Raw genomic sequence first — 23,620 nt, 5'->3', positions numbered from 1 at the left:
TAAGCCGTGATTAACCATGTCTCGGACGATTCAGCGCGGCGGCGTCTGCCGAATACGAAATAGAAGAGGCCTAAGCTGGCAACTTGTAAGACCGCCAGCACGAGCCAGATATTGCTGAAGATCAAGCCCCCGCGGTGCGGTGATCCAAAGAGCGGATTCCATGCTGGAATCGCCGATCGCTGAGGTCCGTCATCTTGCCATAGATCCCGATTGCCATCCCTTGCGCGATGAAGTTGACCATTGCCAGCATCGAACATTGGGAGGAACAAAGCCTATGAATTGCTAAATAGTGGCGAAATCAAGGCGATAAAGATGAAGGGCTATCGAATTCCGAAGATAGCTGTCAGGGATTACGTACTGTCGCAGGCAAAAATAACAATGGAACGCTACAAGGAATTATCAGAAGGAGATTAAAATAAGCCGCGCATTTTGCTGCGGCTCCGCTGTCTCGTACTATAGAGTCTATGATTTCGAAGCAAGTTGCGTGGATTTACAGGAGTGCCTAACTTCGTACACACGTTCTATGATTTGACGAAGAAAGCGAAAGTCCCTAAAATTTGGTTTCATGATCTTCGTCATACCGTGGTCACATTAATGCTTAGTAGTAATACAAACCCAAAGATTGTAAAGGAAATCCCTGGGCATTCAGACATTCGAGTGACCTTCGACATTAATTTCCATATTTCACCATCTATTCATAAGGAAACCACACATCAGTATGGCAACATGATTTTCGGGTCGCAACTTGAGAGCAAAGAAAAGGAGGTTTTAATCGCTGCCGACACGGGTAGCTCGTTAGAATTTGATTCTGAATCGTTAAACACGATTCAATAATTCATCCTCAACTTACTGACCGCCTTTCATCGGAGCATTTAGAACGGAGTAAAAGTAAATCACCCTGCCTCCAAAAGAGGACAGGGCCATTGTTTGTGATCGAGAAAAATAAAATAAAGGTCTGAGCGGAGTCCTATTTGCCTCGCAAAAGATGAAATAGCATTAAAAAAATCCTTAGTGTGACCAAACGTGTGACCACGCGCTCAAATCATATCTAAGCATAGCAAGAACCCGCCAAACACTCGAAAATCCCTGTGTTTAGCGGGTTCTTTTTAGTTATGGAGCCTAGGGGGATCGAACCCCTGACCTCATCGCTGCCAGCGATGCGCTCTCCCAGCTGAGCTAAGGCCCCGTAAGCGACTTCTATATCATATAAAATATCAGCAGGCCTGTCAACATTTTTTTGGCATTTTATGAAGACAAGCTGTACTTCTTTTACTCTCTATATAATGTCACTTATCATGATGAGGCTGCGGAGCCATCCTAACATCGGTATAGTACCCGTCTCCCTAAAAAACCACGACGCTCTTACAGCTCCTGTACGTCCGTATCCTTGGACAGCAGGCTTTTCAATTCCTTCATAAACATATTGATATCCTTGAACTGCCGATACACGGACGCAAATCGGACATAAGCTACCTCATCCACGGGATATAACCGTTCCATCAGCAGCTCGCCGATCTGGCGGCTCTCCACCTCGGCTGCTGCGGTATTGCGCAGTGCTTTCTCCACATCCGACACAATCATATCCAGCTGGTCGACGGATACCGGACGCTTCTCGCAAGCCCGAATCAGGCCACGAAGCACCTTCTCCCGGCTAAACTCTTCACGGCTACCATCCTTTTTAACGACAATCAGGGGCGTTTCCTCCACCATTTCAAAGGTTGTGAATCTTTTGCTGCACTGCTCGCATTCCCTGCGGCGGCGGATGGATTTATTTTCGTTGGCCGGCCTGGAATCCAGCACTTTCGTTCCGGCATAACTGCAATATGGACATTTCATAAAGTCATCTTCACTTCCTTTGTTCTTCGCATATTTAACCTGTAACTACATTCAGAAAAATTTACCAGCAAAACTTTTGTCTTTTATGTTATGAAAATGCGAAACCCGAGACATAATACTTTTACCAACTCAAGGAGGTGAACTTAACATGGCACAAAGCAACAACAACTCCAACAACCTGGTTGTTCCTCGCGCAAACGCTGCTCTTGAGCAATTGAAGTACGAGGTAGCTCAAGAGCTTGGTATCTCCATCCCACAAGACGGATACCAAGGTAACATGACTTCCTACGAGAACGGTTCGATCGGGGGATACATCACAAAACGTCTTGTAACCCTGGCCGAGCAACAATTGGCTGGTCAATACTCCGGTCAATAATTGATTCTTCCTTAAAAAAGGAGTGTTGGCGGCTCGATGTAAGAGCCTGTCCAGCGCTCTTTTTTCATTAAAAACCGCCCTTATATACGTCCGTATATTGATTATAATAATAAATTACTCGCTGTACATAATGCCTGGTTTCCCCAATGGGAATACTCTTCACATTCTCATAGGTTCCATCCCACATACCATTGTTGATCCAGTTCTTGACGTTCCCGGGGCCGGCATTATAGGCTGCAATGGCGGCAATCGGATTGCCGTCCATCTCTTTGTGCAGGCTCTGGATATACCAGGTGCCCAGCTGGATATTCGCGTCCACTTCATTCTTTACGCTCAGGAGGTTCACCGAGGGCAGCTTGGCCATTTCCATCGCCCAATTTGCCGTATCCGGCATCAGCTGCATAATGCCAAGCGCGCCCTTCTTGGACTCCTTGCCCGGCTTAAAATTGGTTTCCACCCGAATGATGGACGCCACCAGGAATGGATCAACCTCATAGTAATCTGCATGCTTCCGGATCTCATCTTTATAATGGATCGGGTACAGGAGCGTCATCCAGTTGGAGCTCAGGAACAGAAGCGCTACAAAAGAAACAAACAGCAGAAGCAGCACTCTTTTTTTAAGGAGCCACTTCATATTTGAACCATCCTGCGCCACAGGTTGTCCACCTGCAGCTGTGTCTCGACTAGTGAGCCGCTGTTGTCGATAAGAATATCCGCCAGCGACTTCTTCTGTTCGATATCCATCTGGCTGCTTAAACGTGCCTCTGCCGCTTCTCTGGTAAGAGCATCACGATTCATCAAACGCTCAAGCTGCAGCTCTCGCGGTACATAGACAACCGCTATCTGCTCAAGAAAAGGATATTGCTCCCTCGCCTCCAGCAGCAGCGGAATATCGGCCACCACGAGCCGATCCGGATGCTGGCGTTCGTACGCTTCCGTCCGTTCCCGGATTTCCTGCCGGATCGCAGGATGTGTGATAGCATTCAGCGCCGTTCTCTGCTCGGGATTATGAAATATGATTTCTCCGAGTTTTTTTCGATTCAAGGTACTGTCCTCAAACAGGATATCTTGTCCAAAATGTTCGGTCACTTCATCCAGCACCGGATGACCCGGGAGCATCACTTCCCGGGCGATGATATCCGCATCGACGAGAAGCGCTCCCTTCATGGCCAACATAGAGGACACGGTGCTTTTGCCTGTTGCAATTCCTCCGGTTAAACCGATATTCATGACTTCACCTCATAACAGCTTCATTATACCCATGACGATTAACAAAAAAGCGGGCAAATAAGAGATAAATCGCATTCCGCCCTTGGAAGCAAAACGTAAACCGATCCTCATGCCCATAACGAGGAATATCCCGCTAAACAATGCAACCACAGCCGCCGTACCCAGCGGCGAAAAACCCAGCATCGCTGCGCCAAGTCCAGCTCCGAACGCATCAAGCGATAACGCGATCCCGAGCCACATCGCCTCCCAGGGAGAGATGCTGCCGGAGTCATCCAGATCCGCCTTTGTCGGACTGCGCAGAATTTGAATGACAACGCCGATCTTCGGAATCTCAAGAGAGAATACAGCTTTCTGAAGCTCCTCTGGTTCAGCTGTGCCAGCCCCACCGTGGATGGACTTCCTTTGATTTAAAGCAGCCTGTGCTTCCGTAAGGGATTCGGAAATCCCCGAAGCAGAAACCGGCTGCGCTTCAGACTCGCTTCTTCTGCGGACTTGCTGATAGAGGGACCACAAACCCAGCAGAATCAAAATGGCAGCTCCGATAACGGATGCCACAGATGGGGATAAGAACCGCTGTAACAGAGCACCCGCCTGCATGGAGACGCCTAGCACCAGTCCGGAGCATAGCGAGATGATTAATACAGACAATAGCGGTATCCTTGTTTTGCGCAGACCGTATGTAACACCCGCTCCAAAACCGTCCAGACTTAATGCCATGGCCAGCAGCGCAGACGAGAAAATATGATTGAGCACCCTTTTCCCTCCTCCGAAAGCGCCATAGACAGCTGCTTATTCATAAAGAGAGCAGCTCCATGCGCTCCACATATGTTCCACATTATATGTGTGAGAAGGGGAATGGGTGCACGCCTATATTTTATTGCTTCTGGACCGGTTGACATTTCGGGCAATAATGGGTCCCGCGTCCACCAACAACCATCTTATGAACCGGACCACCGCAAGCATGGCACGGCTTGTCCTTACGCCCATAAATCTGATGGCTGTGCTGGAACATGCCCATCTCGCCCTGTCCATTGACGTAGGATTTAATAGAGGAGCCCCCAGCGTTTACGGCCTCGGACAATGTATCCACAATGGCATGGTACAATCGCTTCAGCTCCGCATCCTTCAAGCTGTTCGCGCTGCGCTCCGGATGAATCTTGGCCCGGAACAAAGCCTCATCGACATATATATTGCCGATTCCGACCACATATGCCTGGTTCAGCAGCACAGCCTTGATCTTTGTTTTTTTGCTGCCAATGACCTGCTTGAAGGTTCCTAACGTAAATGTGTCATCAAGCGGCTCGTAGCCTAATTTGGCAAGGGGAGCATGCTTGAATTCTTCCCCGGGCGCAAACAGATGCATCGTACCGAATTGGCGCACGTCCTTATAACGCAGCTCTGTGCCATCCGAGAAATGGAATATGACATGGGTATGCTTCTCTACAGGTTCCTCGGCCCTATATAATCCATATCGGCCTTCCATCCGAAGATGGGAAACGAGGACCAGCCCGTCCAGCAGTATCCGCAAAAATTTGCCTCGGCGCTCCACCCCTTGCACGGTGTGATCCTTCAGCATAAACGCAAACGCCTCGGCATCGTCGGGACGTTGAATAATCCGCGGCAAATGTACGGAAACTTGATCTATGTGCTTACCTTTAATCAATTGGTTAAGTGTTCGTTTAACGGTTTCTACTTCCGGCAATTCCGGCATAATGACTTCACCTCATGTACCATTATACCGGAAGTTGGGACACAGCGGGACCATGGTTTTGTGGAAAGGTATGGTGCATAATCAGCCCCCTCTTCACGCCATGATCCCTTAGAAACGTCCCCATCATCTGTAAGCAAGCTGCCTGCGAGGCAGAGCCTGCAGCACATCTACTTCGCTTCGTACCAGTTCTCTCCGTAGCTGACTTCCGATTTCAGCGGTACCGACAGCTTCAATGCATGACTCATGACTTCCGGAACCAATTCCTTCATGACCTCCAGCTCATCCTCCGGCACCTCAAACACCAATTCATCGTGTACCTGAAGCAGCATGCGGCTCTTCAATTGGCGTTCATGCAGCGCTTTGTCCATATGGACCATGGCAAGCTTGATAATGTCCGCCGCGGTTCCCTGTATCGGCGTATTCATCGCCGTACGCTCCGCGAAAGAGCGCAGGTTGAAGTTGCTGGCGTTGATCTCCGGCAAATAACGTCGGCGTTCCAGCAGCGTCTTCACATAACCGTCCTGCTTCGCCTGCTTGACGATCACGTCCATATAGCGGCGTACGCCCTGAAACACCTCGAAATACTGGTCGATAAACGCCGCAGCTTCCTTCCGGGTAATGTTCAGGTTCTGGGACAAGCCGTAGTCGCTAATGCCATAGACAATCCCGAAGTTAACCGCCTTGGCGGATCGGCGCATATTTGAATCCACCTCATCCACGCCGACTCCAAACACATCCATCGCAGTCTTGGTGTGAATGTCCATATCTTGAACAAAGGCTTCCTTCAGCCGCTCATCATCCGAAATATGCGCAAGCACACGAAGCTCGATCTGGGAATAGTCGGCAGCCAGAATGCTCCAGCCGGGCTCCGACGGCACAAAAACTTTACGCAGCTTGCGCCCTTCCTCCAGACGGATCGGAATGTTCTGCAAATTTGGATATTGGCTGCTCAGACGGCCCGTCGCAGCTATTGTCTGACGGTAATATGTGTGTACTTTCCCGGTCTGTGCCGAGATTTCCTTCAGAAGGCCTTCCACATAAGTAGATTGCAGTTTAGCCAGGGTACGATACTGCAGGATCAGGCGAACGATATCATGATAAGGCGCCAGCTTCTCCAGCACTTCAGCATCGGTGGAATAACCGGTTTTGGTCTTCTTGATGACCGGCAGCTCCAATTTGACAAACAGTATTTCTCCCAGCTGTTTAGGCGAATTCAGGTTGAATTCTGTTCCGGCAATCTCGTAAATCTCTTTAACGAGTTTGTCGATCTGCCCCTCGAACTCACGCCCCAACTCCTTCAGAGCTTCCGCATTCACGGCAATCCCCTGCTTCTCCATATCGGCAAGAATGCGGGAAAGCGGCATCTCCAGATCATGGAAGAGAGGAAGCATTTCATTTGCTGCCAGCTCCTTCTCCTGTACCGGGACAAGCTCCGTGACGGCCAAACATTTTCTAGCCATATATTCGCTAAGCTTCTCCAGCTCGGGAACCTTGTATTTTGCCCCTTTACCAAACACATCCTCATCGGCTTGAAGATACGCGAGTCCGTATTTGGAAGCCAGCCCGCTGAGGCTCTGATTTGATTCCGTCGGATCCAGCAGGTAGGCCGCCAGATGGACATCAAATGCCGCCCCTGCAAAAGCAATGCCCTGCCAGTGGAGCGCCAGATCAATCCGATGCAAATCATAACCGCGTTTTTGGATTTCACTATCAGCAAGCCAAGCACGGACAGGCTCCGCCTCCTCCGACTTCAGAACGTCAAACGGAATATAGTACTGCCGTTCCGCTGTTGCCAGCGCAATCCCGATCACCTCTGCATGATGGGGATTGTCTCCGTGCGTCTCGACATGCAGCATAGTCACGTGTTCAAGAATGTCAGCAACGCCGGCTAGCTCCTTCGTGCCTACAATTGCCACATCAATCTTCGCTTCCGGCTTCGCCTCCGCTGCATCACCGCTGATCCCGCTCGTGCTCAGGTTCAGCCTTTCAATCAGGGATTTGAACTCCAGCTTCGCCAGCGCAGGTCCGGCCGTTTCCTCATTCAAGCCTGCAAACGCCATATCATCGAGCGACTGCTCCAGCGGAACCTCGCGGAAGATCGTAGCCAGCTTCTTACTGAGAATGGCGGAATCCGCATGCTCTTCAATTTTCTCCTTCATCTTGCCCTTGAGCTCATCGGTCCGCGAGATCACAGCCTCTACCGAGCCGAATTCATGCAGCAGCTTCAGCGCTGTTTTCTCGCCCACGCCTGGAACCCCTGGTATGTTATCGGAAGCATCGCCCATAAGCCCTTTTAAATCGATAATCTGTTCAGGGGTCAGATCGTAACGCTCCTTGATCTGTTCCGGTCCATAATACTCGATATCTGTAACACCCTTGCGGACCATGGCAATCGTTGTATGCTCGGAAGCCAGTTGAAGCATGTCCTTATCTCCCGATACAACCATCACTTTACGGCCAGCTTCATCAGCCTGACGTGTAATGGTGCCGATGATGTCATCCGCCTCATAACCGCCGATTTCAAATTGGGGGACACCCAAGCCCTTAAGCAGCTCTTTAAGCAGCGGGAATTGTCCCGACAGCTCAGGCGGCGTCTTCTGACGTCCACCCTTGTAATCCTGATAATCCGCATGCCGGAACGTTTCCTTGCCAGCATCAAAAGCTACCATCATATGTGTTGGTTTATGCTCTTCAATCACCCGAAGCAGCATGGTGGTAAAACCGTAAACCGCATTCGTCTGCTGCCCGCTTGCATTCGTAAGCGGCGGCATCGCAAAGAATGCACGGTAAATGATATTATTTCCATCAATTAGAATCAGCTTGTCCATAGAACACCTCGCACCAATATTACTTCCTTCCCACATGATAACATAGGTTACCGCTAATTCCGAACAATCCGTTCGATTAACGGTGAATTCAAGATTTCACGCAAAAAAACGCCGGCTTTCGCCAGCGTTTCCCTGTAATCGCGCTTATTGATTGAGGTCAGGACGATGCCCTGTAACGAGATATACGGTACTCTCGCCAATATTGGTTGCATGGTCGGCAATCCGTTCGATGTAGCGCCCCACCATGATCAGCAGCATGGCTTGATTGGCCGAATCCGGATCAGAAGTCAGATGCGCATAGAGGTCCTGCAGAATGACGCTGTATAGATGATCAACCTGATCATCGTCCTGAGCCATTTTATAAGCCAGATCTGTGTTTTCGGTTAGATAGGATTCGATCGATTCTGAAACCATCGCCCGCACCAAATCCGACATCCGTGGAAGATCCACGAGCGGCTTAATCAGCTTCTGTCCTTGAAGGCGGATCGTAACCTTGGCAACGTCTCGAGCCAAATCGCCCATACGCTCCAAATCGCTTGCAATGCGGAAGGCCACCAAAATCCGGCGCAAATCCTTCGCCACAGGCTGCTGGGTTACAATTAAGCGGGAGCCAATCTCCATGATCTGCTCTTCCATGGTGTTTAACTGCGCATCGTTCTTGATAACGGCCTGTGCTTTCTCCGTATCCAAGGTCTGGAGAGACTGTACACTGCTGGCCAGAGCTTCCTCCATATGTTTGCCCATATCCTGCAGCAGGGTCTTCAGCTCATTAAGCTGCTGATCAAACTCAATTCTCCGGATCATGTGTGACGCTCCTCCTATCTGCTTTTAAGAAAGATCATTTCGTTATTGAATCATTACCCGAAGCGGCCCGAAATATAGTCCTCGGTACGCGCATCGGATGGTGTAGAAAACAGTGTATCGGTGTTTGCGGATTCTACCACTTCACCATTCAGGAAAAATACCGTCTGCCCGGATACACGGGCAGCCTGGTGCATGTTGTGCGTTACCATGACAATGGTGTAGTTGCTCTTCAGCTCTTGTACCAGCTCTTCAATCTTCAGCGTTGAGATCGGGTCAAGCGCCGATGTTGCTTCGTCCATCAGCAGAATATCCGGTTGCACGGCAAGCGCCCGGGCAATGCACAGACGCTGCTGCTGGCCGCCAGAGAGGCTCAAAGCCGAGCGCTTGAGATAATCTTTGACCTCATCCCACAGAACGGCCTGTTTCAGGCTCTGTTCCACGATTTGATCTAGCTGGGCTTTGTTGCGGATGCCATGCAGACGCGGCCCGTACGCGATGTTGTCATAGATTGATTTAGGAAACGGATTCGGCTGCTGAAATACCATGCCTACCTGTTTGCGCAATGCTTCAACGTGCACCTCTTCGCTGTAAATTTCCGTCCCGCCAATTTGCACGCTGCCTTCAATCCGGGTGGAAGGAATCATATCGTTCATCCGGTTCAACGTACGCAGCAGAGTGGATTTACCACAGCCGGACGGTCCGATGAATGCCGTCACGGTTTTCTCCGGAATGTCCAGATCTACATTTTTCAGGGCGTGGTACGTGTCATAATAAAGGTTTAGTTTCTCAATTTGTATGATGGATTCCATATCTTATTCATGTCTCCTTTTTCACGATTAGATCTGCTTATAGCCTCTCTTAGATGTTCTTCGAATACTTATTCCGGATCCACACGGCTGCAATGTTCATAATGAACAGCATGATGAGGAGCAGAATGATACCCGAAGCTGCCAGCTCGTGGAAAGCCTCACTTGGTCTTGATACCCAGTTAAAGATCTGGATCGGCATGACAGTAAACGAATCAAGCAGATTCTCCGGCAAGAAGGCCACGTACGTTAAAGCACCAATCATAATCAGCGGCGCGGTTTCGCCGATCGCGCGAGACAAGGCCAGGATAACCCCGGTCATAATTCCTGGAATCGCTGAAGGCAGCACGGCGCTGGATACCGTTTGCCATTTCGTTGCCCCAAGGGCATACGAAGCGTCCCGCCGATTCTTAGGTACGGCACGAAGCGCCTCCTGAGCCGCAACGATAATAATCGGAAGCACGAGCAAGGTCATCGTTAATACCCCTGAGAGCAGACTGCGGCCAAGGTTCATCCCACGCACAAAAATCGCAAGACCCAGGATACCGTATATAATAGAAGGAACCCCTGCAAGCGTACTGATATTCAACTGAATCAGCCGAACCCAGCGGCTGCGTCCCGCATACTCTTCAAGAAAGATTGCCGCACCCACACCCAGTATAAAGGACAGCGGCGCCATGAGCAGCAGCAGGTAAATCGTGCCGACAATCGGCGATTTCAAGCCAGCTTTATCCGCAATTCGTGACGGAAAGTTGGTGAACAGCTCCGGTGAGAGCCTGTGAACGCCATCCATCACAATCGTAACAATCAAAGCCATCAAGGCCAGAATACCAATGCTGGTACAAGCCAGAAAAATAATATGCAGCGTCTGGTCACTTCGACGTCTCCGGTTGATACCTTTGCTATCCCCCAGATTTAATTGTTCCATCTAGTATTCCTCCCTGAAACGGCGAGCGACCCACTGCGCCAGTATATTAAGCAAGAAGGTGATGACAAACAAAGTCAGACCTACTGCAAAAATCGTACCGTATTCGATCGTTCCGCGCGGAACGTCACCCATACTTACTTGAACAATATAAGAAGTCATCGTCTGAATGCTTTCCAGCGGATTCAGTGTCAACTGCGGAGTTGCACCGGCAGCCACCGTTACGATCATTGTCTCGCCAATCGCGCGCGAGAACGCCAATACAAAGGATGACACTACGCCCGATAGAGCGGCAGGCAGCACAATTTTCAGCGCAACCTCAAACCGGGTAGCTCCCAGCGCATAAGCGCCATGACGCAAACTCTTCGGTACAGCTCGCATGGCATCCTCACTTAGTGACGATATCATCGGCAGGATCATGATCCCGACCACAATACCGGCACTAAGGGCGTTGAATATACCCATGTTGGGAAAAATCTTCTGAAGGAATGGCGTTACCGTTTCGAGCGCAAAGTATCCATATACAATCGTCGGTACACCGGCCAATACTTCAAGTACTGGCTTTACAACCCCCCGAACCCGGGCAGGAGCGTATTCATTGAGATAAATAGCGCATGCCAAGCCGATAGGCACTGCGAATAAGACCGCAATGCCTGTAATCAGCAATGTGCCGCCCAGCAAGGGCAGCACGCCGAATTCTTTTGGAGGGAGAATTGGACTCCATGTCGTTCCTGTCAAGAAGGACCATACCGGCACTTCCTTAAAGAAGATCACGGATTCCTGTAGAAGCGTATATACAATACCGATGGTGGTAAGCACCGAAAGCATGGCACACAAGCCGAGCAGAACTGGAATGATTTTATCTGAGATGCGTGTTTTGCTTCGACGGAATGTCATGCTTTTAGTGCTTCCCGCCACGGGTGAAGTTTTGTTCATTCTCCTCTTCCCTTTCTATGGGTCGCCCGGAGGGAACCCTCCGGGCATCTAGTCTTTAATTATTTTGCCAACTTGTCTATTTCTTCTTGATACTGGTCATCTTGAAGTGGTACGAATCCAACTTCGCCAGCAAGACTAGCGGCATTTTCAAGGTAGAAGTTCATGAACGCATTCACTTCTGGACGCTCAAGCTCTTTGTCATTCACATAGAGCAGCAGCGGACGGGACAATGGAGCGTAACTGTTATCCTTGATCGTTTCGATGCTTGGAGCTACGGTAGCTGTTCCGTTATCAATCGGAACCAGTTTCAACTTGTCTTGGTTCTCTTCATAGAAGGAGAATCCAAAGTATCCAATGGAGTTCTTGTCACCGGCAACGCCTTGAACAACTGCGTTTGTATCGGCACTGAACGTAATTTGCTTATCATTTCTGCTTGACTGTGCTTCACCATTAATCGCTTCGGTGAAGTAATCGAATGTTCCGTGATCCGTACCTGGCGAGTAGATTTTAATTTCTTCTGCGGGCCATCCCTCGCGAACGTCAGCCCATGTTTTCACGGTGCTGTTTGGTTCATAGATTTTTTTGAGCTCATCCACGGTGAGTTTATCTACAAATTCATTGCTAGGGTTAACAACAACGGACAATCCGTCATAGGCTACCAGAACTTCGTGATACTCAATGCCGTTGGCTTTTGCTTCTTCTGCTTCGGTATCTTTAATTGGACGGGAAGCATTGGCCACTGCGATTTCACTGCTGTTAAAGCGTTTAAAGCCAGCACCTGTTCCGCCTGTTCCAATCGGAATACGAACATCCGGGTTTGCTGCACCGAACTCTTCAGCAATCGCTTCGGTCAAAGGATGCAGTGTGCTTGAGCCGTCAATTTCAATTGTACCTGTCAAAGCTGTTGTGTTCTCTTCGTTTTGCTGTGCTGAACCATTGTCTGTATTTTCCCCTGTAGCACTGCCGGAAGTACCTCCGCCACATGCTGCCAGAAGCGTGCTCAGCATTAACACCAATACCAGAATACCTGCTGGTTTACGACCCCATTTTCTAAACAAACGAATCCACTCCTTCAAAATGGTTGTTGTCTCTACTTTCCTACTCACAATATTGATAATAATCCTGTAATGTAATAACAGTTTCTGAGAAATGTAAACTCTGTGTAAAATCTCAAAAAAAACTAGAATCATAGACATAGATTTCGACACTTACGTTGTTGAAACATCGCTGTTGCTCATTCCTGCAAGCTCTAATTTGACCCGCTCCACGCGCTGGACCGTTTCCTCTGCCAGTTGATAAACCCGATTGCCGGATATCTCTATCTCATGAACGGTCGTCTCCATTTCATGGAACATCTGACTGCCTTCACTCACATGACTCTCGCATGATTGGATTTCTCTCAGCGAAGATACGGCACCTTCGGCTGTATCCGCTGCGAGCCGCTCGATGTGCTGCAGCAGCTCGGATATATCGCCTGAGAGCTTTCGTGTCTGCTTGGCAAGCGACTGCACCTCTACCGCAACCACTTGAAATCCCCGTCCGTGCTCCCCTGCATGTGCAGCTTCGATCGAGGCATTCATGGCGAGCAGGCTGCTTTGATTCGCAAGCTCCGTAATCATTCCTGTGATAGAGGATATGCGGCTTGCATTCTGGACGAGCTCAGAAGCTTGTCCTTCACGCTTGGTCATATCATCGACAAGCCCAAGGTATGAGGTTCTGACAAGTTCCAGCTTCTCTTTCCCGGTATGGGACCATTCCCTCATCTGTTTGCATTCGGAACTTGTTTTCGCTGCTGCCTCTCTGACCTCGGTTAACGAGGATTGTATATTATGCGTATGGCGGTAACTTTCCTGCAAAATCAATTCCCGCTTCTCTTCGGCCTCGGCTTGAAGACCGCTGGACAGACGCATGAGGTCCCGGACAGTCAGCACCCCTGCAAGCCGATCCCCATCCGTTAACAGGACACAGTCGTAGAATTTTGAATCCGGACGCTCCAAAGCCATTTGAAGCAGGGATCCTACCCTCTCCGACATGTCGATCTTCATCGGGTGATGGTCAGCAAACCGAAAGGCTGGCCTCGTATAATACAAATCTACGGAGAACCTGCCCATCATGCGCTGGTAAAAAACATCTCGCATGATCAGACCTGACGGCCTGTCCTCCTCATTGCAGTAAATAACACAAGGGATGGACGGATCTTTCGCGAACATATTCAGCACGTCCAGGCAAGATTCACTCTCCCGGATAATAGGGACCTTTCTTATGTACTGCCGATATGATGCACCTGCTTCAGGCTCCGTTGTTAATCGGCTCTCGAATGCCGCTTCCGCTTGTACTTCTACTACTGCTGATTGTGCCGGTTTGGTTTGAAGCAGTGTCATGCGCCCTCACCCCTTTTAATCTGGTCCTTTAGACGCATCTTACTGGACTAGTATTAGGAGAATTTACTCAAAATATTAAGGCAATGTAAACAAAAAACCTAAAAAAGACTCCTCATCATTTCAAATCGAATGATGGGAGCCTTTTTTCGGATTAACAACCAGTTTATAGCCAACTCCGCGTATGGAGTCTATGTGCACGGATTCAGGATCAAGCTCAAGCTTCTTGCGAAGTGAACTTACGTGAACGTCCACGGTTCGCTGTCCGCCGATATAATCAAAACCCCAGACCACGTTCATGAGATCATCTCTTGTTAACACAACGCCCGGTTTTTTGGCCAGATAGAGCAGTACTTCAAATTCTTTCGGTCGGAGATTGATGCTCTGACCGCCCAGCCGCACCTCATATTTCTCAGGGTAGATTTCCAGCTGTCCCAGTGAAATGACATTACCCTGCTGGTCAGGCGTCTTTACCTCTTCCACATGGCCCGAAACCCTGCGCATGACCGCGGACACACGCGCCAGCAGCTCGGATACCCCAAATGGCTTCGTGATATAGTCATCCGCTCCCATCTTCAGACCTTGAACAACTTCCTCTTCGGCGTTCTTCGCAGTCAGAATAATGATCGGCGTAGTGATTCCGCTGCCGCGCAGCTTCTCTAAAATCTGAAAGCCATTCATTCCAGGCAGCATGACATCCAGCAGGATCAGATCATACTCATGATTGGCTGCTTTCTCATAGCCTGCAGTGCCGTGCTCCTCTACCTCGACTTGAAATCCTTCCTGCGTGAGATTGTAAGACAACAGCCGAGAAAGTGTCGGCTCATCTTCGATAACAAGCATGCGTTGACTCAATGTTACCCCCGCCCTTATCTAGATAATTGGACTGCTTATGCAAGTATATCAACAGAATGTTAACGGAGTGTTAACTTCCTGTTTCGTCCGTTTCCTGCAATACCGGAAGATCAATGATGAAGGAACTTCCGGTGCCGAGCTCGCTCTCCACCTTGATGGTGCCGTGATGAAGATCCACAAGATGCTTAACAATGGATAGTCCAAGCCCGGTTCCGCCTGATCCGCGTGAGCGTGCTTTATCCACCCGGTAGAATCGTTCAAATATGCGAGGAAGATCTTTTTTGGGAATCCCGATCCCGGAATCCGTCACCACGAACTCCACCATATCATCGGCACTGCCGTTATTATGCTGTTCACGCGCGGTTAATTTTACTCGTCCGCCTTCCTGCGTATAATTAATTGCATTGGAGAGCAGATTCATGAAAATCTGACGAAGTTTATCCTCATCCCCCTCCATAAACAACTCTTCCGGAATGTCCAGCTCCAGGGTGATCCGCTTCTTCTCAGCCACTGTACGCATCATTTCCGATATCGTATCAAAGAACACCGACAGGTGAATCGGCGAGTAATCCATCTGGATTCGCTTGGATTCGATTTTGGACAGCTCCAGGATGTCGCCGATCAGCCGGTTCAGCCGTTCGGACTCGTCGTATATAATCTGGAGGAAGGATCGCGAGGTCTTCTCATCTGTAACTCCACCCCCGAGCAGTGTTTCAGCAAACCCTTTGACCGCGGCAAGCGGGGTCTTCAGCTCATGGGACACGTTGGCTACGAATTCGCTCCGCATGCGTTCAAGCCTGCGGATATCACTTACATCCTGCAGCAGGAACAGCATTCCGCGATAGGAGTCCTCTTCCTCCTCCTGCCTCATCGTCACCCCATCCAACCGGATAATGGCTTCGACCGGATAATAAAGATTGCGCTCCTCATGAAAATCTTCCTTACTCTCAAGTCCTTCCTCCATCAATTTCGTCAACTCATAATGCTGCTTGAGCTCACGGTATGATTTGCCGGTAATCACTTCGGCATCAATACCCAGCATTTTCTCGGCAGCCCGGTTGACGAGAATGATCTGACCTGCCCTGTTCACCATAACGATGCCGCCCGTCATATTGTTCAGAACGCTTTGCAGCAAATCCTCATTATCCCTTATGGTGCGCAGCTGGGTTTGCAGGCTGTCAGCCATGGCGTTAATGGCTTGTGCCAATTGGCCAATCTCATCCTGACGGTGAATCTTCACCCTCGCATCATACTCAAGGCGCGATATCCGTCTGGCTACGCGCGTTATTTTTTCCAGTGGTGAGGTTAAACCCTTGGCAACACGGTAACTCACCAAGGCAGCAATCAGAAACAACACCAGCAGGCCGATCCCCATAACCGTCCAGCCTTGTCTGACTCCCTGATCAACTTCCTTCAGGCTGACAGACAATCGGACGAACCCGTCAAAGTTCTCCCCTGCCTGAACAGGAAGTGCAACGTACAGCATGTCCTGCTGAAGGGTATTGCTCCGGCGGATGGTGCTGCCGCGGCCTTCCTTCACCGCTTGAAGCATTTCCTCACGATAGGCATGATTATCCATGGTTAGCGGATCGCTCTCCGAATCCCCGATAACCGTCCCATCCTTCAATATAAAAGTGACTCGAGCGTCGGACAGCTCCTCCAGTTGTTTCGATCGTTCGGTATAATACGATAAGGCATCCGGATCGTCCGTAGCCGGAAACTCCATCATGGTCTGCAGAAGCCTGATTTCCCGAACCATATTGTCCTCGAGCAGCTGAATATGCGACTGTTTGAACACGGTCACCATAGCCAGGCCCGCTGCAAGCATGGATAGTCCAATTAAAGTAAGCATAATCAGGGTCAAGCGGTTGCGATACTGCCTCATGGTCTCTCCTCTTTCTGCTGCATAATCATTTTGGATATACTACCGCCCGCGTCCGCCTTCTATGAAACAGCGCATGAATAACCGTTGCGGCCGGCTGTTGAAACATAATGCCCAGTACAACCGGGATCGAAGCCTGCGGTGAGAAATAAGATGTCGCAAGCACCATCCCGAGAGATATATTACGCATTCCTGAAGCATATGTAAATGTGATTTGCATTTCCTGGGTCGGTCCAAGCATCGCATACGAGCCAAAATACCCAAGCAGATAACATATCACAATCAGCGTAAGGACAACCGGTATAACCACCAGCATCTCATCCTTCATGCCAGCTGCATGGGGAGCGATAGCTGCCGCATTGAGCATAACCACCAGCATGAAAAACAGCTTGGATATCGGCTGTGTCACCGGAGCCGACCAGTCCTTCATCCGCCCTTTGGATACTTCGTACAGCATCACTCCGATCAGTGTCGGCAGTACCACCATGGTCAACAAATCCAGAATCAGTTCAGAAGAGTTCCATGTAACCAGAGCATCCCCGATAAACATGTCCATCAATGCTGGCACAACCAGCGGACTCAGTATAGTATCCAGCACTACAACAGCTAATATGAACGGAACGCTCCCGCCGGAGCTTCCCACCCACATCACCGAGGATATCCCCAGTGGAATGATGGCGAATAACAGCAGACCTATCGTATAGTCGGACTGTGCTCCGAATACGGCAGAACCCAGTCCGTAAGCAAGCACCGGAGCCGCCGCATGGGCGAGCAGCAGTGTCAGTATGACGGCAAAGGGCTTTTTTAGAACACCTTGCAAATGTCGGATGCCGCAGCCAAGAGCCATGATCAATGTAATATAACCAAACAGATAGGGGATCCAGTGTACAAAATCCAGCAAATAATCCGAGAGCAGCCAGCCAAGCACCAGCGAGCCGGGAATCAGCAGAAAGGTGTACTTTTCAAACCAAGCTGCAAAAGCCAATCCAAAACTTCTCACCTGTTTCCTCCTATGACTGAATTGACGTATTTGACTTTCATCATAAACCGGAGTGTTCTGATCCGCAACGAAAATTCGAAATAAGATCATGCGAATTCATTGTGACTACGTAAGCAGGCCCTTTAGCCAGCAAGTACCAGATCGCTATCCGGAGTGCCAGATTCCATATCATCCATGCTCCGATAAAAATGTGTCGATCTCTCCCGTTGTATCAACCATACCAATCTATGAATCTCGCATATATTGGTTAAGGAAAGGAGGAGATTACGATGAAGAAAGTCTCAATCTCCCAGGTAGTTTATCCCAGACTCGCGCTTTATAGAGAAGAGTTCTACGCAGGACGCCGGTTTGTCGGACGTGGAAACTTAGGAATCCGCAATCTCGAAGGAACCTTTGGTGACATTGAAAGCCTGCGATTCTTCTCGACAAGATCCAGAGCCACCCTGGTTCTGTTCTCAAGACGTAATTTCAAAGGCGTATTCAGAGTGTTCCGCGGCAGCACCAATATCGCGGATCTTGGTGATATCATTGGCGGGGAGGAACCGGAATCCATTATCAGCTCGAACCGCTTCTTGACCCTGGACGAAATCAGAGAGATCCGGGATACCGGCGTTCTTCCGAGCGGTTTCAGAAGCGTCTGATTATCCGAATCATCAATCACATGAAAACAGCGAACATCCAGGCTGAAGTCCTGGATGTTCGCTGTTTTATTCTATAAATGTATGCTCGAAGTCTCTCGTAACAGATACAAGTGACTTATCCGTTAATCACTTCACCGCCATTGACGTGAATCACTTGACCGCTCACATAGGAGGAGTCTGTTGATGCCAGATATACATAAGCCGGAGCCAGTTCTTCCGGTTGACCCGGGCGCTTCATCGGCTGGGTTGCGCCGAATTCACTCACCTGGTCCTCTGGGAAAGTTGAAGGGATCAGCGGCGTCCAGATCGGTCCTGGGGCTACAGCGTTTACCCGAATCCCTTGCTCAACGATGTTCATCGACAACGAGCGCGTAAAGGCTACAATGGCTCCCTTGGTGGATGCATAATCCAGCAGCTGCGGGCTTCCCCGGTAAGCCGTGATGGAGGTCGTATTAATAATCGAGCTTCCCTTGGACAGATGCGGCATGGCCGCCTGTGTCAGATAGAACATCCCGAATATGTTTGTTCGGAAGGTCCGCTCTAATTGTTCTTTCGAAATGTCCTCAATTTTCTTCTGAGGATGCTGTTCCGCTGCATTATTTACGAGAATATCGAGTTTCCCAAGCTTCTCTACCGTTTCGGTCACGGCATCGCGGCAAAAAGCATCATCGCCAACATCACCGGAGATCAGCAAGCATTTACGTCCTTCCTGCTCCACCTGACGCTTCGTTTCTTCGGCATCCTTGTGCTCGCTCAGGTACACAATGGATACGTCCGCACCTTCCTTGGCATAATGCACGGCTACCGCACGGCCAATGCCGCTGTCACCACCGGTGATCAAGGCTACCTTGCCTTGCAATTTACCGGCAGCTTTGTATTCATTACTCTCGAATTCCGGTTTCGGGTGCATCTCCGATTCCGTTCCTGGCCTGTGATCCTGATGCTGGGGCGGCAATGTTTGCTTTGGTTGATCTTGTGGCATATGAACATTTCTCCTTTCAGGTCAGTATCTCAAACAACCATTCTTAGGATGTGTACGACACGGCTCTTTATACTCCTAAAAAGCCTCTCGCTATTGTTTTTTACCCATATTGATCAGGATCAAACGTTGTACAGTGTTTTCTTTCAACAAAAAAACCGCCCGATTCACCGGGCGGTTTTCTTCTCGTATGTAGCTGTTCTTAGATGATATGGTTGAACACCATGAAGAAAATCATAACCAAAAGCAGCAAGGCCAGAAGAGCGCTAAGCGTACCCAGCTTGCTTGTTTCTTCCTTCACTTCACGCTTCTCGCGGATTCCTGCAAGCGCATTCTTCAGCGGTTTGCTCATAATGCCCCCTACCGCAAACATAGCCAGAAGCAGGATCGTTACAATAATCATCCAGGCAGGTGAATAGTCCCCTTGAGACATCAAGTATCCGCCAGTCAACAGCTGAATGACCAAACCATACTGAGCAAATCGATTCGTTACCCGAATCGTATTAATGGCTCCTTCTTGAGCACCGAGAGACAGCTTCTGAATACCGCCAACAACAAACGGCAGGATCAAGTAAAATCCTAGCGCCGCCGTACCGACCATATGCAGAAAAAATGTCACGTTCCACATAAATAATTCCTCCAAAGTCATTAGTGTGATTATTGTTACATACACGTCATCGTCCTTATTATACTGGACAGATCATCCAAAGAAAAGCAATCCCGCCCCTGGAAACGGGACGGGACTGCATTTTTAGACGATTCTGTGAAGCGTGATTCAGTTACAGAGTCACAACCGCCGTCACATTGCGTACAGATTCCGCGGATTTATCCAGTGCAGCTTTCTCTTCAGCAGTCAGCTCGAGCTCAAATATCTTCTCGATGCCGTCTCCCCCGAGGATGGCAGGCACACCCATGAACAGGTTGTCATAGCCGTACTCGCCTTCCAAGAGAGCAATAACCGGAATAATCCGCTTCTTGTCCTTCAGAATCGCTTCCGTCATCTGCACAAGAGATGCCGCCGGGGCATAGTACGCACTGCCGTTACCCAGCAGGTTAACGATCTCGCCGCCGCCAACGCGAGTGCGCTGTACAATCGCTTCAATCCGCTCGGCGGGAATCAATGTGTCGATCGGAATACCGCCGACACTGGAATAGCGAACGAGAGGGACCATGTCATCGCCATGACCGCCAAGAACAAATCCGCGCACATCCTCAACGGATACGTTCAGCTCCTGTGCGATGAATGTGCAGTAGCGGGCTGTATCCAATACGCCGGACTGACCGATAACGCGGTTCTTGGGAAATCCAAGTGTGTTATATGCCACATACGTCATGGCATCCACCGGATTACTCAAGATGATGACCGTCGAGTTCGGAGCGTGAGTCTTCACGTTCTCACATACCGATTTCACAATTCCTGCATTCGTGTTAACGAGATCGTCGCGGCTCATGCCCGGCTTACGAGCTACACCAGCTGTAATGATAACGATATCGGAATTTGCTGCATCCTCATAGTTGGATGTACCGACAATGTTGCTGTCAAATCCTTGAACCGGGCTTGCTTCCAGCATGTCCAGAGCTTTACCTTTGGTTGGGTTCTCGAGCTGTGGAATATCGAGCAGAACCACATCACCCAGTTCCTTTTGAGCAAGCATCAGCGCGGTCGTCGCACCAGTAAAGCCAGCACCTACTACCGTAATCTTTTTACGAGTAATTGCCACGATGTCTCTCCTCCTTACAGGTTTTTAATGATTTCGTCTGCGAACTCGGAGCATTTTACTTCTGTAGCGCCTTCCATGAGGCGAGCGAAGTCATAAGTCACGGTTTTGTTGTTGATGGATGTTTCCATACCTTTGTAGATCAGGTCAGCCGCTTCCTGCCATCCCAAATGTTCAAGCAGCATAACGCCGGACAGGATAACGGAGCCAGGGTTCACCACGTCTTTGTCAGCATATTTCGGAGCAGTACCATGAGTCGCTTCGAAAATCGCATGTCCTGTTACATAGTTAATGTTAGCACCTGGAGCGATACCGATACCGCCAACTTGTGCAGCCAGTGCGTCGGAGAGATAGTCACCGTTCAGGTTCAGCGTTGCGATCACATCAAAGTCGGTTGGACGTGTCAGAACCTGCTGCAACGCGATATCAGCAATCGCATCTTTTACGATGATTTTGCCAGCATCTTCAGCTGCCTTCTGAGCAGCGTTAGCCGCATCGACGCCTTCTTGATCCTTGATGATGTCGTATTGAGCCCAAGTGAATACTTTATCGCCAAATTCAGCTTCAGCCACTTCATAACCCCAGTTTTTGAAGGCACCTTCCGTAAATTTCATGATGTTGCCTTTGTGAACCAGCGTAACGGACTTACGTCCATGCTTAACTGCATATTCCACAGCTGCACGAACAAGACGCTTGGAACCTTCAGCGGATACAGGCTTGATGCCGATACCGGACGTTTCCGGGAAACGGATTTTGTTCGCTCCCATCTCGTCTTGAAGGAACTTGATCACTTTCTTCACTTCTTCGGAACCTTCTTTATATTCAATACCTGCATAGATATCCTCTGTATTCTCACGGAAAATAACCATGTCAACCAGCTCTGGACGTTTTACCGGGGATGGCACGCCTGTAAAGTAACGAACAGGACGCAAGCAAGTGTACAGATCCAGCTCTTGGCGAAGAGCAACGTTCAGGGAACGGATACCGCCACCGATTGGCGTCGTAAGAGGTCCTTTAATTGCAACGATGTACTCGCGAATCGCTTCAAGCGTATCATTCGGGAGCCATTCACCGTATGTATTGTAAGCCTTCTCACCGGCAAACACTTCATACCAGGCAATTTTCTTGGAACCGCTATATGCTTTCTCTACAGCTGCATCAAGCACGCGCTTGGAAGCTTTCCAGATGTCACGGCCCGTCCCGTCACCTTCAATAAAAGGGATGACCGGGTTGTTAGGTACCTGCAAGCTGCCGTTATCAATCGTGATTTTGTCGCCTTCAGTCGGTAGTGCGAATTTTTCCAATTTCATAAGTATGAGTTCCTCCTTCGAATATGGTTCTTATTTCTAGCCATTCAGAAAAATCCATGTGAATAGGCACAGAGAAACCCGCCAGCCGCGATTCGCTCACGTTTAAGCGGTTCTCTAGCCTATTGTACATGATTGCCAGTCACTTAGCGAAGTTCTATCGGCACATATTTTTGATCGGTCAAACCTGTATACTCTGCACGCGGGCGGATAATACGGTTGCCTTCATACTGCTCAAGGATATGCGCAGTCCATCCGGATACGCGGCTGATGGCAAAAATCGGTGTGAACAACTCCTGCTCGATGCCGAGCTGAGTATAAACCGATGCGGAATAGAAATCAACGTTCGGCTTCAGACCCTTTTGGTTTGTAACCGTCTCGTCGATCAGAACCGACATGTCATACAGCGTGGTATCCCCTTTCATTTCACCAAGCTCACGAGACATTTTTTGCAGATGCTTCGCGCGGGGATCGCCGTTTTTGTAAACACGATGTCCAAAACCCATAATTTTCTCACGGTTGTCCAGCTTCTCCTGAATGTAAGCCTGTGCCCGATCAAGCGAACCGACTTCGTTCAGCATCTTCATAACGGCTTCGTTCGCACCGCCGTGCAGAGGACCTTTGAGTGCGCCGATGGCAGAAGTAACACCGGAATATATGTCAGACAGTGTTGCTACGGTTACGCGGGCTGCAAACGTGGATGCATTAAGCTCGTGATCCGCGTGAAGGACGAGCGCCTGATCCAGCGCCTTGATGGAAGTCTGATCAGGATCCTCGCCTCTCAGCATATACAGGAAGTTCTCCGAAATGGAGACGCCGGCTTTGGGAGCTACCGGATCCTTGCCCTGACGCACACGAGCGATAGCAGCAATAATAGTCGGAAGCTGAGCTTGCAGTTTAACCGCTTTCTTCTCATTCGCTTCACGGCTCATATCATCGCCTTCTGCGTCGTACAGCGCAAGCGCGGATACAGCGGAACGAAGCGCAGCCATCGTATTGCCGTCCTTCGGATACAATCTGATCTGCTCAATAAGCTCATCCGGAATTGCAGCGTAGTCGCTCAAATCCTGCTGGAGCGCCTTGAGCTCCTCTGCGTTTGGAAGCTTTCCAAACCAGAGCAGATAGGCTACCTCTTCAAAACTTGCATGTTCTGCGAGATCGTCAATATCATATCCACGGTAGGTCAGAACGCCATCGACGATCGAACTAATCGCGGAGGTGGTAGCTACAATGCCTTCCAAACCCTTGGTAGCTGTCATGCATCATCTCTCCTTTGTGATCGGGATAAACTGAACGGTTTTGACTTTCATGAAAACATTTTCATGAAGTCGGATGAAAAAGAAAAACACGCAAAAAAATTGCTATGGTCCTAGTCACAAAACCTTCTCATATCATACTGGATTTTGTC

24 protein-coding genes and 1 tRNA gene are annotated in these 23,620 nt (G+C 49.5%); 4 read left to right on the top strand and 21 right to left on the bottom strand.

The window, feature by feature from the left end; all coding sequences use genetic code 11:
* Nucleotides 1–240: 240 nt before the first annotated feature.
* Together WDY75_RS08700 and WDY75_RS30730 are read left to right on the top strand one after the other, a co-directional pair.
* On the top strand, nucleotides 241–414 hold the full coding sequence (locus WDY75_RS08700) for a helix-turn-helix domain-containing protein (RefSeq protein ID WP_076152143.1): 174 nt from the start codon (nucleotides 241–243) through the stop codon (nucleotides 412–414).
* An 84-nt stretch (nucleotides 415–498) separates the two neighbouring features.
* Nucleotides 499–834, top strand: a complete 336-nt coding sequence (locus tag WDY75_RS30730; protein WP_409348321.1) for a tyrosine-type recombinase/integrase — start codon at nucleotides 499–501, stop codon at nucleotides 832–834.
* Between the two features lie 279 nt (nucleotides 835–1,113).
* Here WDY75_RS30730 and WDY75_RS08695 read toward each other — a convergent pair.
* Nucleotides 1,114–1,186 (bottom strand) — tRNA-Ala (locus tag WDY75_RS08695).
* Nucleotides 1,187–1,362: 176 nt separating this feature from the next.
* Nucleotides 1,363–1,836 (bottom strand): transcriptional regulator NrdR, encoded by a 474-nt coding sequence (gene nrdR / locus WDY75_RS08690; RefSeq protein ID WP_006212015.1) that lies wholly within the window; start codon nucleotides 1,834–1,836, stop codon nucleotides 1,363–1,365.
* A gap of 148 nt (nucleotides 1,837–1,984) precedes the next feature.
* On the opposite strand from nrdR, the gene WDY75_RS08685 reads away from it, so the two are divergent.
* Complete coding sequence (locus WDY75_RS08685) at nucleotides 1,985–2,212, top strand: alpha/beta-type small acid-soluble spore protein (protein WP_006212016.1); 228 nt, start codon at nucleotides 1,985–1,987, stop codon at nucleotides 2,210–2,212.
* Nucleotides 2,213–2,279: 67 nt separating this feature from the next.
* On the opposite strand, the gene WDY75_RS08680 is transcribed toward WDY75_RS08685, so the two are convergent.
* The 14 genes from WDY75_RS08680 to WDY75_RS08615 form a co-directional block, all read right to left on the bottom strand.
* A complete protein-coding gene (locus WDY75_RS08680) occupies nucleotides 2,280–2,846 on the bottom strand; it encodes a lytic transglycosylase domain-containing protein (RefSeq protein WP_063480354.1) in 567 nt (188 codons plus the stop codon).
* Nucleotides 2,843–3,442, bottom strand: coding sequence for a dephospho-CoA kinase (coaE, locus tag WDY75_RS08675; RefSeq protein ID WP_063480355.1), 600 nt, complete (start codon nucleotides 3,440–3,442; stop codon nucleotides 2,843–2,845). The genes WDY75_RS08680 and coaE overlap by 4 nt, the downstream gene beginning before the upstream one ends.
* 9 nt (nucleotides 3,443–3,451) lie before the next feature.
* Nucleotides 3,452–4,195: an MntP/YtaF family protein gene (locus WDY75_RS08670; protein WP_063480356.1), complete on the bottom strand. Its 744-nt coding sequence runs from the start codon at nucleotides 4,193–4,195 to the stop codon at nucleotides 3,452–3,454.
* Between the two features lie 121 nt (nucleotides 4,196–4,316).
* Nucleotides 4,317–5,153 (bottom strand): DNA-formamidopyrimidine glycosylase, encoded by an 837-nt coding sequence (gene mutM, locus WDY75_RS08665; RefSeq protein ID WP_006212020.1) that lies wholly within the window; start codon nucleotides 5,151–5,153, stop codon nucleotides 4,317–4,319.
* Nucleotides 5,154–5,320: 167 nt separating this feature from the next.
* The gene (gene polA / locus WDY75_RS08660; protein ID WP_063480357.1) at nucleotides 5,321–7,981 is read right to left on the bottom strand and encodes a DNA polymerase I; all 2,661 of its coding nucleotides are present in this window, start codon (nucleotides 7,979–7,981) and stop codon (nucleotides 5,321–5,323) included.
* A gap of 144 nt (nucleotides 7,982–8,125) precedes the next feature.
* Nucleotides 8,126–8,785: a phosphate signaling complex protein PhoU gene (gene phoU / locus WDY75_RS08655; RefSeq protein ID WP_006212021.1), complete on the bottom strand. Its 660-nt coding sequence runs from the start codon at nucleotides 8,783–8,785 to the stop codon at nucleotides 8,126–8,128.
* Between the two features lie 53 nt (nucleotides 8,786–8,838).
* On the bottom strand, nucleotides 8,839–9,594 hold the full coding sequence (gene pstB / locus WDY75_RS08650) for a phosphate ABC transporter ATP-binding protein PstB (RefSeq protein WP_006212022.1): 756 nt from the start codon (nucleotides 9,592–9,594) through the stop codon (nucleotides 8,839–8,841).
* Nucleotides 9,595–9,643: 49 nt separating this feature from the next.
* Nucleotides 9,644–10,519, bottom strand: a complete 876-nt coding sequence (gene pstA, locus WDY75_RS08645; RefSeq protein WP_006212023.1) for a phosphate ABC transporter permease PstA — start codon at nucleotides 10,517–10,519, stop codon at nucleotides 9,644–9,646.
* The gene (gene pstC / locus WDY75_RS08640; protein WP_228029941.1) at nucleotides 10,520–11,413 is read right to left on the bottom strand and encodes a phosphate ABC transporter permease subunit PstC; all 894 of its coding nucleotides are present in this window, start codon (nucleotides 11,411–11,413) and stop codon (nucleotides 10,520–10,522) included. It lies immediately after the preceding gene.
* 98 nt (nucleotides 11,414–11,511) lie between these two features.
* A complete protein-coding gene (locus WDY75_RS08635; RefSeq protein ID WP_006212025.1) occupies nucleotides 11,512–12,510 on the bottom strand; it encodes a PstS family phosphate ABC transporter substrate-binding protein in 999 nt (332 codons plus the stop codon).
* A 150-nt stretch (nucleotides 12,511–12,660) separates the two neighbouring features.
* A complete protein-coding gene (locus WDY75_RS08630) occupies nucleotides 12,661–13,833 on the bottom strand; it encodes a methyl-accepting chemotaxis protein (protein WP_063480358.1) in 1,173 nt (390 codons plus the stop codon).
* Nucleotides 13,834–13,953: 120 nt separating this feature from the next.
* The gene (locus WDY75_RS08625) at nucleotides 13,954–14,685 is read right to left on the bottom strand and encodes a response regulator transcription factor (protein ID WP_040680925.1); all 732 of its coding nucleotides are present in this window, start codon (nucleotides 14,683–14,685) and stop codon (nucleotides 13,954–13,956) included.
* A 70-nt stretch (nucleotides 14,686–14,755) separates the two neighbouring features.
* The gene (pnpS, locus tag WDY75_RS08620; RefSeq protein WP_063480359.1) at nucleotides 14,756–16,570 is read right to left on the bottom strand and encodes a two-component system histidine kinase PnpS; all 1,815 of its coding nucleotides are present in this window, start codon (nucleotides 16,568–16,570) and stop codon (nucleotides 14,756–14,758) included.
* 25 nt (nucleotides 16,571–16,595) lie between these two features.
* Nucleotides 16,596–17,567, bottom strand: a complete 972-nt coding sequence (locus WDY75_RS08615) for a bile acid:sodium symporter family protein (protein ID WP_063480360.1) — start codon at nucleotides 17,565–17,567, stop codon at nucleotides 16,596–16,598.
* A 269-nt stretch (nucleotides 17,568–17,836) separates the two neighbouring features.
* On the opposite strand from WDY75_RS08615, the gene WDY75_RS08610 reads away from it, so the two are divergent.
* Entirely contained in the window at nucleotides 17,837–18,208 is a 372-nt protein-coding gene (locus tag WDY75_RS08610; RefSeq protein WP_063480361.1) for a hypothetical protein, read from the top strand.
* 115 nt (nucleotides 18,209–18,323) lie between these two features.
* Here WDY75_RS08610 and WDY75_RS08605 read toward each other — a convergent pair whose 3' ends face one another.
* From WDY75_RS08605 to citZ, 5 genes are all read right to left on the bottom strand, one after another.
* On the bottom strand, nucleotides 18,324–19,190 hold the full coding sequence (locus WDY75_RS08605) for an SDR family oxidoreductase (protein ID WP_006212031.1): 867 nt from the start codon (nucleotides 19,188–19,190) through the stop codon (nucleotides 18,324–18,326).
* 199 nt (nucleotides 19,191–19,389) lie between these two features.
* Nucleotides 19,390–19,815 (bottom strand): hypothetical protein, encoded by a 426-nt coding sequence (locus WDY75_RS08600; RefSeq protein WP_063480362.1) that lies wholly within the window; start codon nucleotides 19,813–19,815, stop codon nucleotides 19,390–19,392.
* Nucleotides 19,816–19,966: 151 nt separating this feature from the next.
* Nucleotides 19,967–20,908 (bottom strand): malate dehydrogenase, encoded by a 942-nt coding sequence (mdh, locus tag WDY75_RS08595; protein WP_006212034.1) that lies wholly within the window; start codon nucleotides 20,906–20,908, stop codon nucleotides 19,967–19,969.
* Nucleotides 20,909–20,922: 14 nt separating this feature from the next.
* Nucleotides 20,923–22,215, bottom strand: coding sequence for an NADP-dependent isocitrate dehydrogenase (gene icd, locus WDY75_RS08590; RefSeq protein ID WP_006212035.1), 1,293 nt, complete (start codon nucleotides 22,213–22,215; stop codon nucleotides 20,923–20,925).
* Nucleotides 22,216–22,358: 143 nt separating this feature from the next.
* The gene (gene citZ / locus WDY75_RS08585; RefSeq protein WP_006212036.1) at nucleotides 22,359–23,471 is read right to left on the bottom strand and encodes a citrate synthase; all 1,113 of its coding nucleotides are present in this window, start codon (nucleotides 23,469–23,471) and stop codon (nucleotides 22,359–22,361) included.
* Nucleotides 23,472–23,620 lie beyond the last annotated feature (149 nt).

The sequence above is a fragment of the Paenibacillus glucanolyticus genome, from assembly GCF_037333485.1.
In the GTDB taxonomy this organism is placed as follows: Bacteria; Bacillota; Bacilli; order Paenibacillales; family Paenibacillaceae; genus Paenibacillus_AQ; species Paenibacillus_AQ glucanolyticus.
The sequence above is the reverse complement of the archived record's forward strand: the minus strand, read 5'-3'. Positions and strand labels throughout refer to the sequence as shown.

Bases quoted from the DNA above. Each gene is read 5' to 3' on its own strand.
- pstC (WP_228029941.1), bottom strand. From the start codon at position 11,413: ATGACATTCCGTCGAAGCAAAACACGCATCTCAGATAAAATCATTCCA.
- pstB (WP_006212022.1), bottom strand. From the start codon at position 9,594: ATGGAATCCATCATACAAATTGAGAAACTAAACCTTTATTATGACACG.
- WDY75_RS08630 (WP_063480358.1), bottom strand. From the start codon at position 13,833: ATGACACTGCTTCAAACCAAACCGGCACAATCAGCAGTAGTAGAAGTA.
- WDY75_RS08685 (WP_006212016.1), top strand. From the start codon at position 1,985: ATGGCACAAAGCAACAACAACTCCAACAACCTGGTTGTTCCTCGCGCA.
- phoU (WP_006212021.1), bottom strand. From the start codon at position 8,785: ATGATCCGGAGAATTGAGTTTGATCAGCAGCTTAATGAGCTGAAGACC.
- mutM (WP_006212020.1), bottom strand. From the start codon at position 5,153: ATGCCGGAATTGCCGGAAGTAGAAACCGTTAAACGAACACTTAACCAA.
- nrdR (WP_006212015.1), bottom strand. From the start codon at position 1,836: ATGAAATGTCCATATTGCAGTTATGCCGGAACGAAAGTGCTGGATTCC.
- WDY75_RS08605 (WP_006212031.1), bottom strand. From the start codon at position 19,190: ATGCCACAAGATCAACCAAAGCAAACATTGCCGCCCCAGCATCAGGAT.
- coaE (WP_063480355.1), bottom strand. From the start codon at position 3,442: ATGAATATCGGTTTAACCGGAGGAATTGCAACAGGCAAAAGCACCGTG.
- polA (WP_063480357.1), bottom strand. From the start codon at position 7,981: ATGGACAAGCTGATTCTAATTGATGGAAATAATATCATTTACCGTGCA.
- WDY75_RS08680 (WP_063480354.1), bottom strand. From the start codon at position 2,846: ATGAAGTGGCTCCTTAAAAAAAGAGTGCTGCTTCTGCTGTTTGTTTCT.
- pstA (WP_006212023.1), bottom strand. From the start codon at position 10,519: ATGGAACAATTAAATCTGGGGGATAGCAAAGGTATCAACCGGAGACGT.
- WDY75_RS08610 (WP_063480361.1), top strand. From the start codon at position 17,837: ATGAAGAAAGTCTCAATCTCCCAGGTAGTTTATCCCAGACTCGCGCTT.
- citZ (WP_006212036.1), bottom strand. From the start codon at position 23,471: ATGACAGCTACCAAGGGTTTGGAAGGCATTGTAGCTACCACCTCCGCG.
- WDY75_RS08600 (WP_063480362.1), bottom strand. From the start codon at position 19,815: ATGTGGAACGTGACATTTTTTCTGCATATGGTCGGTACGGCGGCGCTA.
- icd (WP_006212035.1), bottom strand. From the start codon at position 22,215: ATGAAATTGGAAAAATTCGCACTACCGACTGAAGGCGACAAAATCACG.
- pnpS (WP_063480359.1), bottom strand. From the start codon at position 16,570: ATGAGGCAGTATCGCAACCGCTTGACCCTGATTATGCTTACTTTAATT.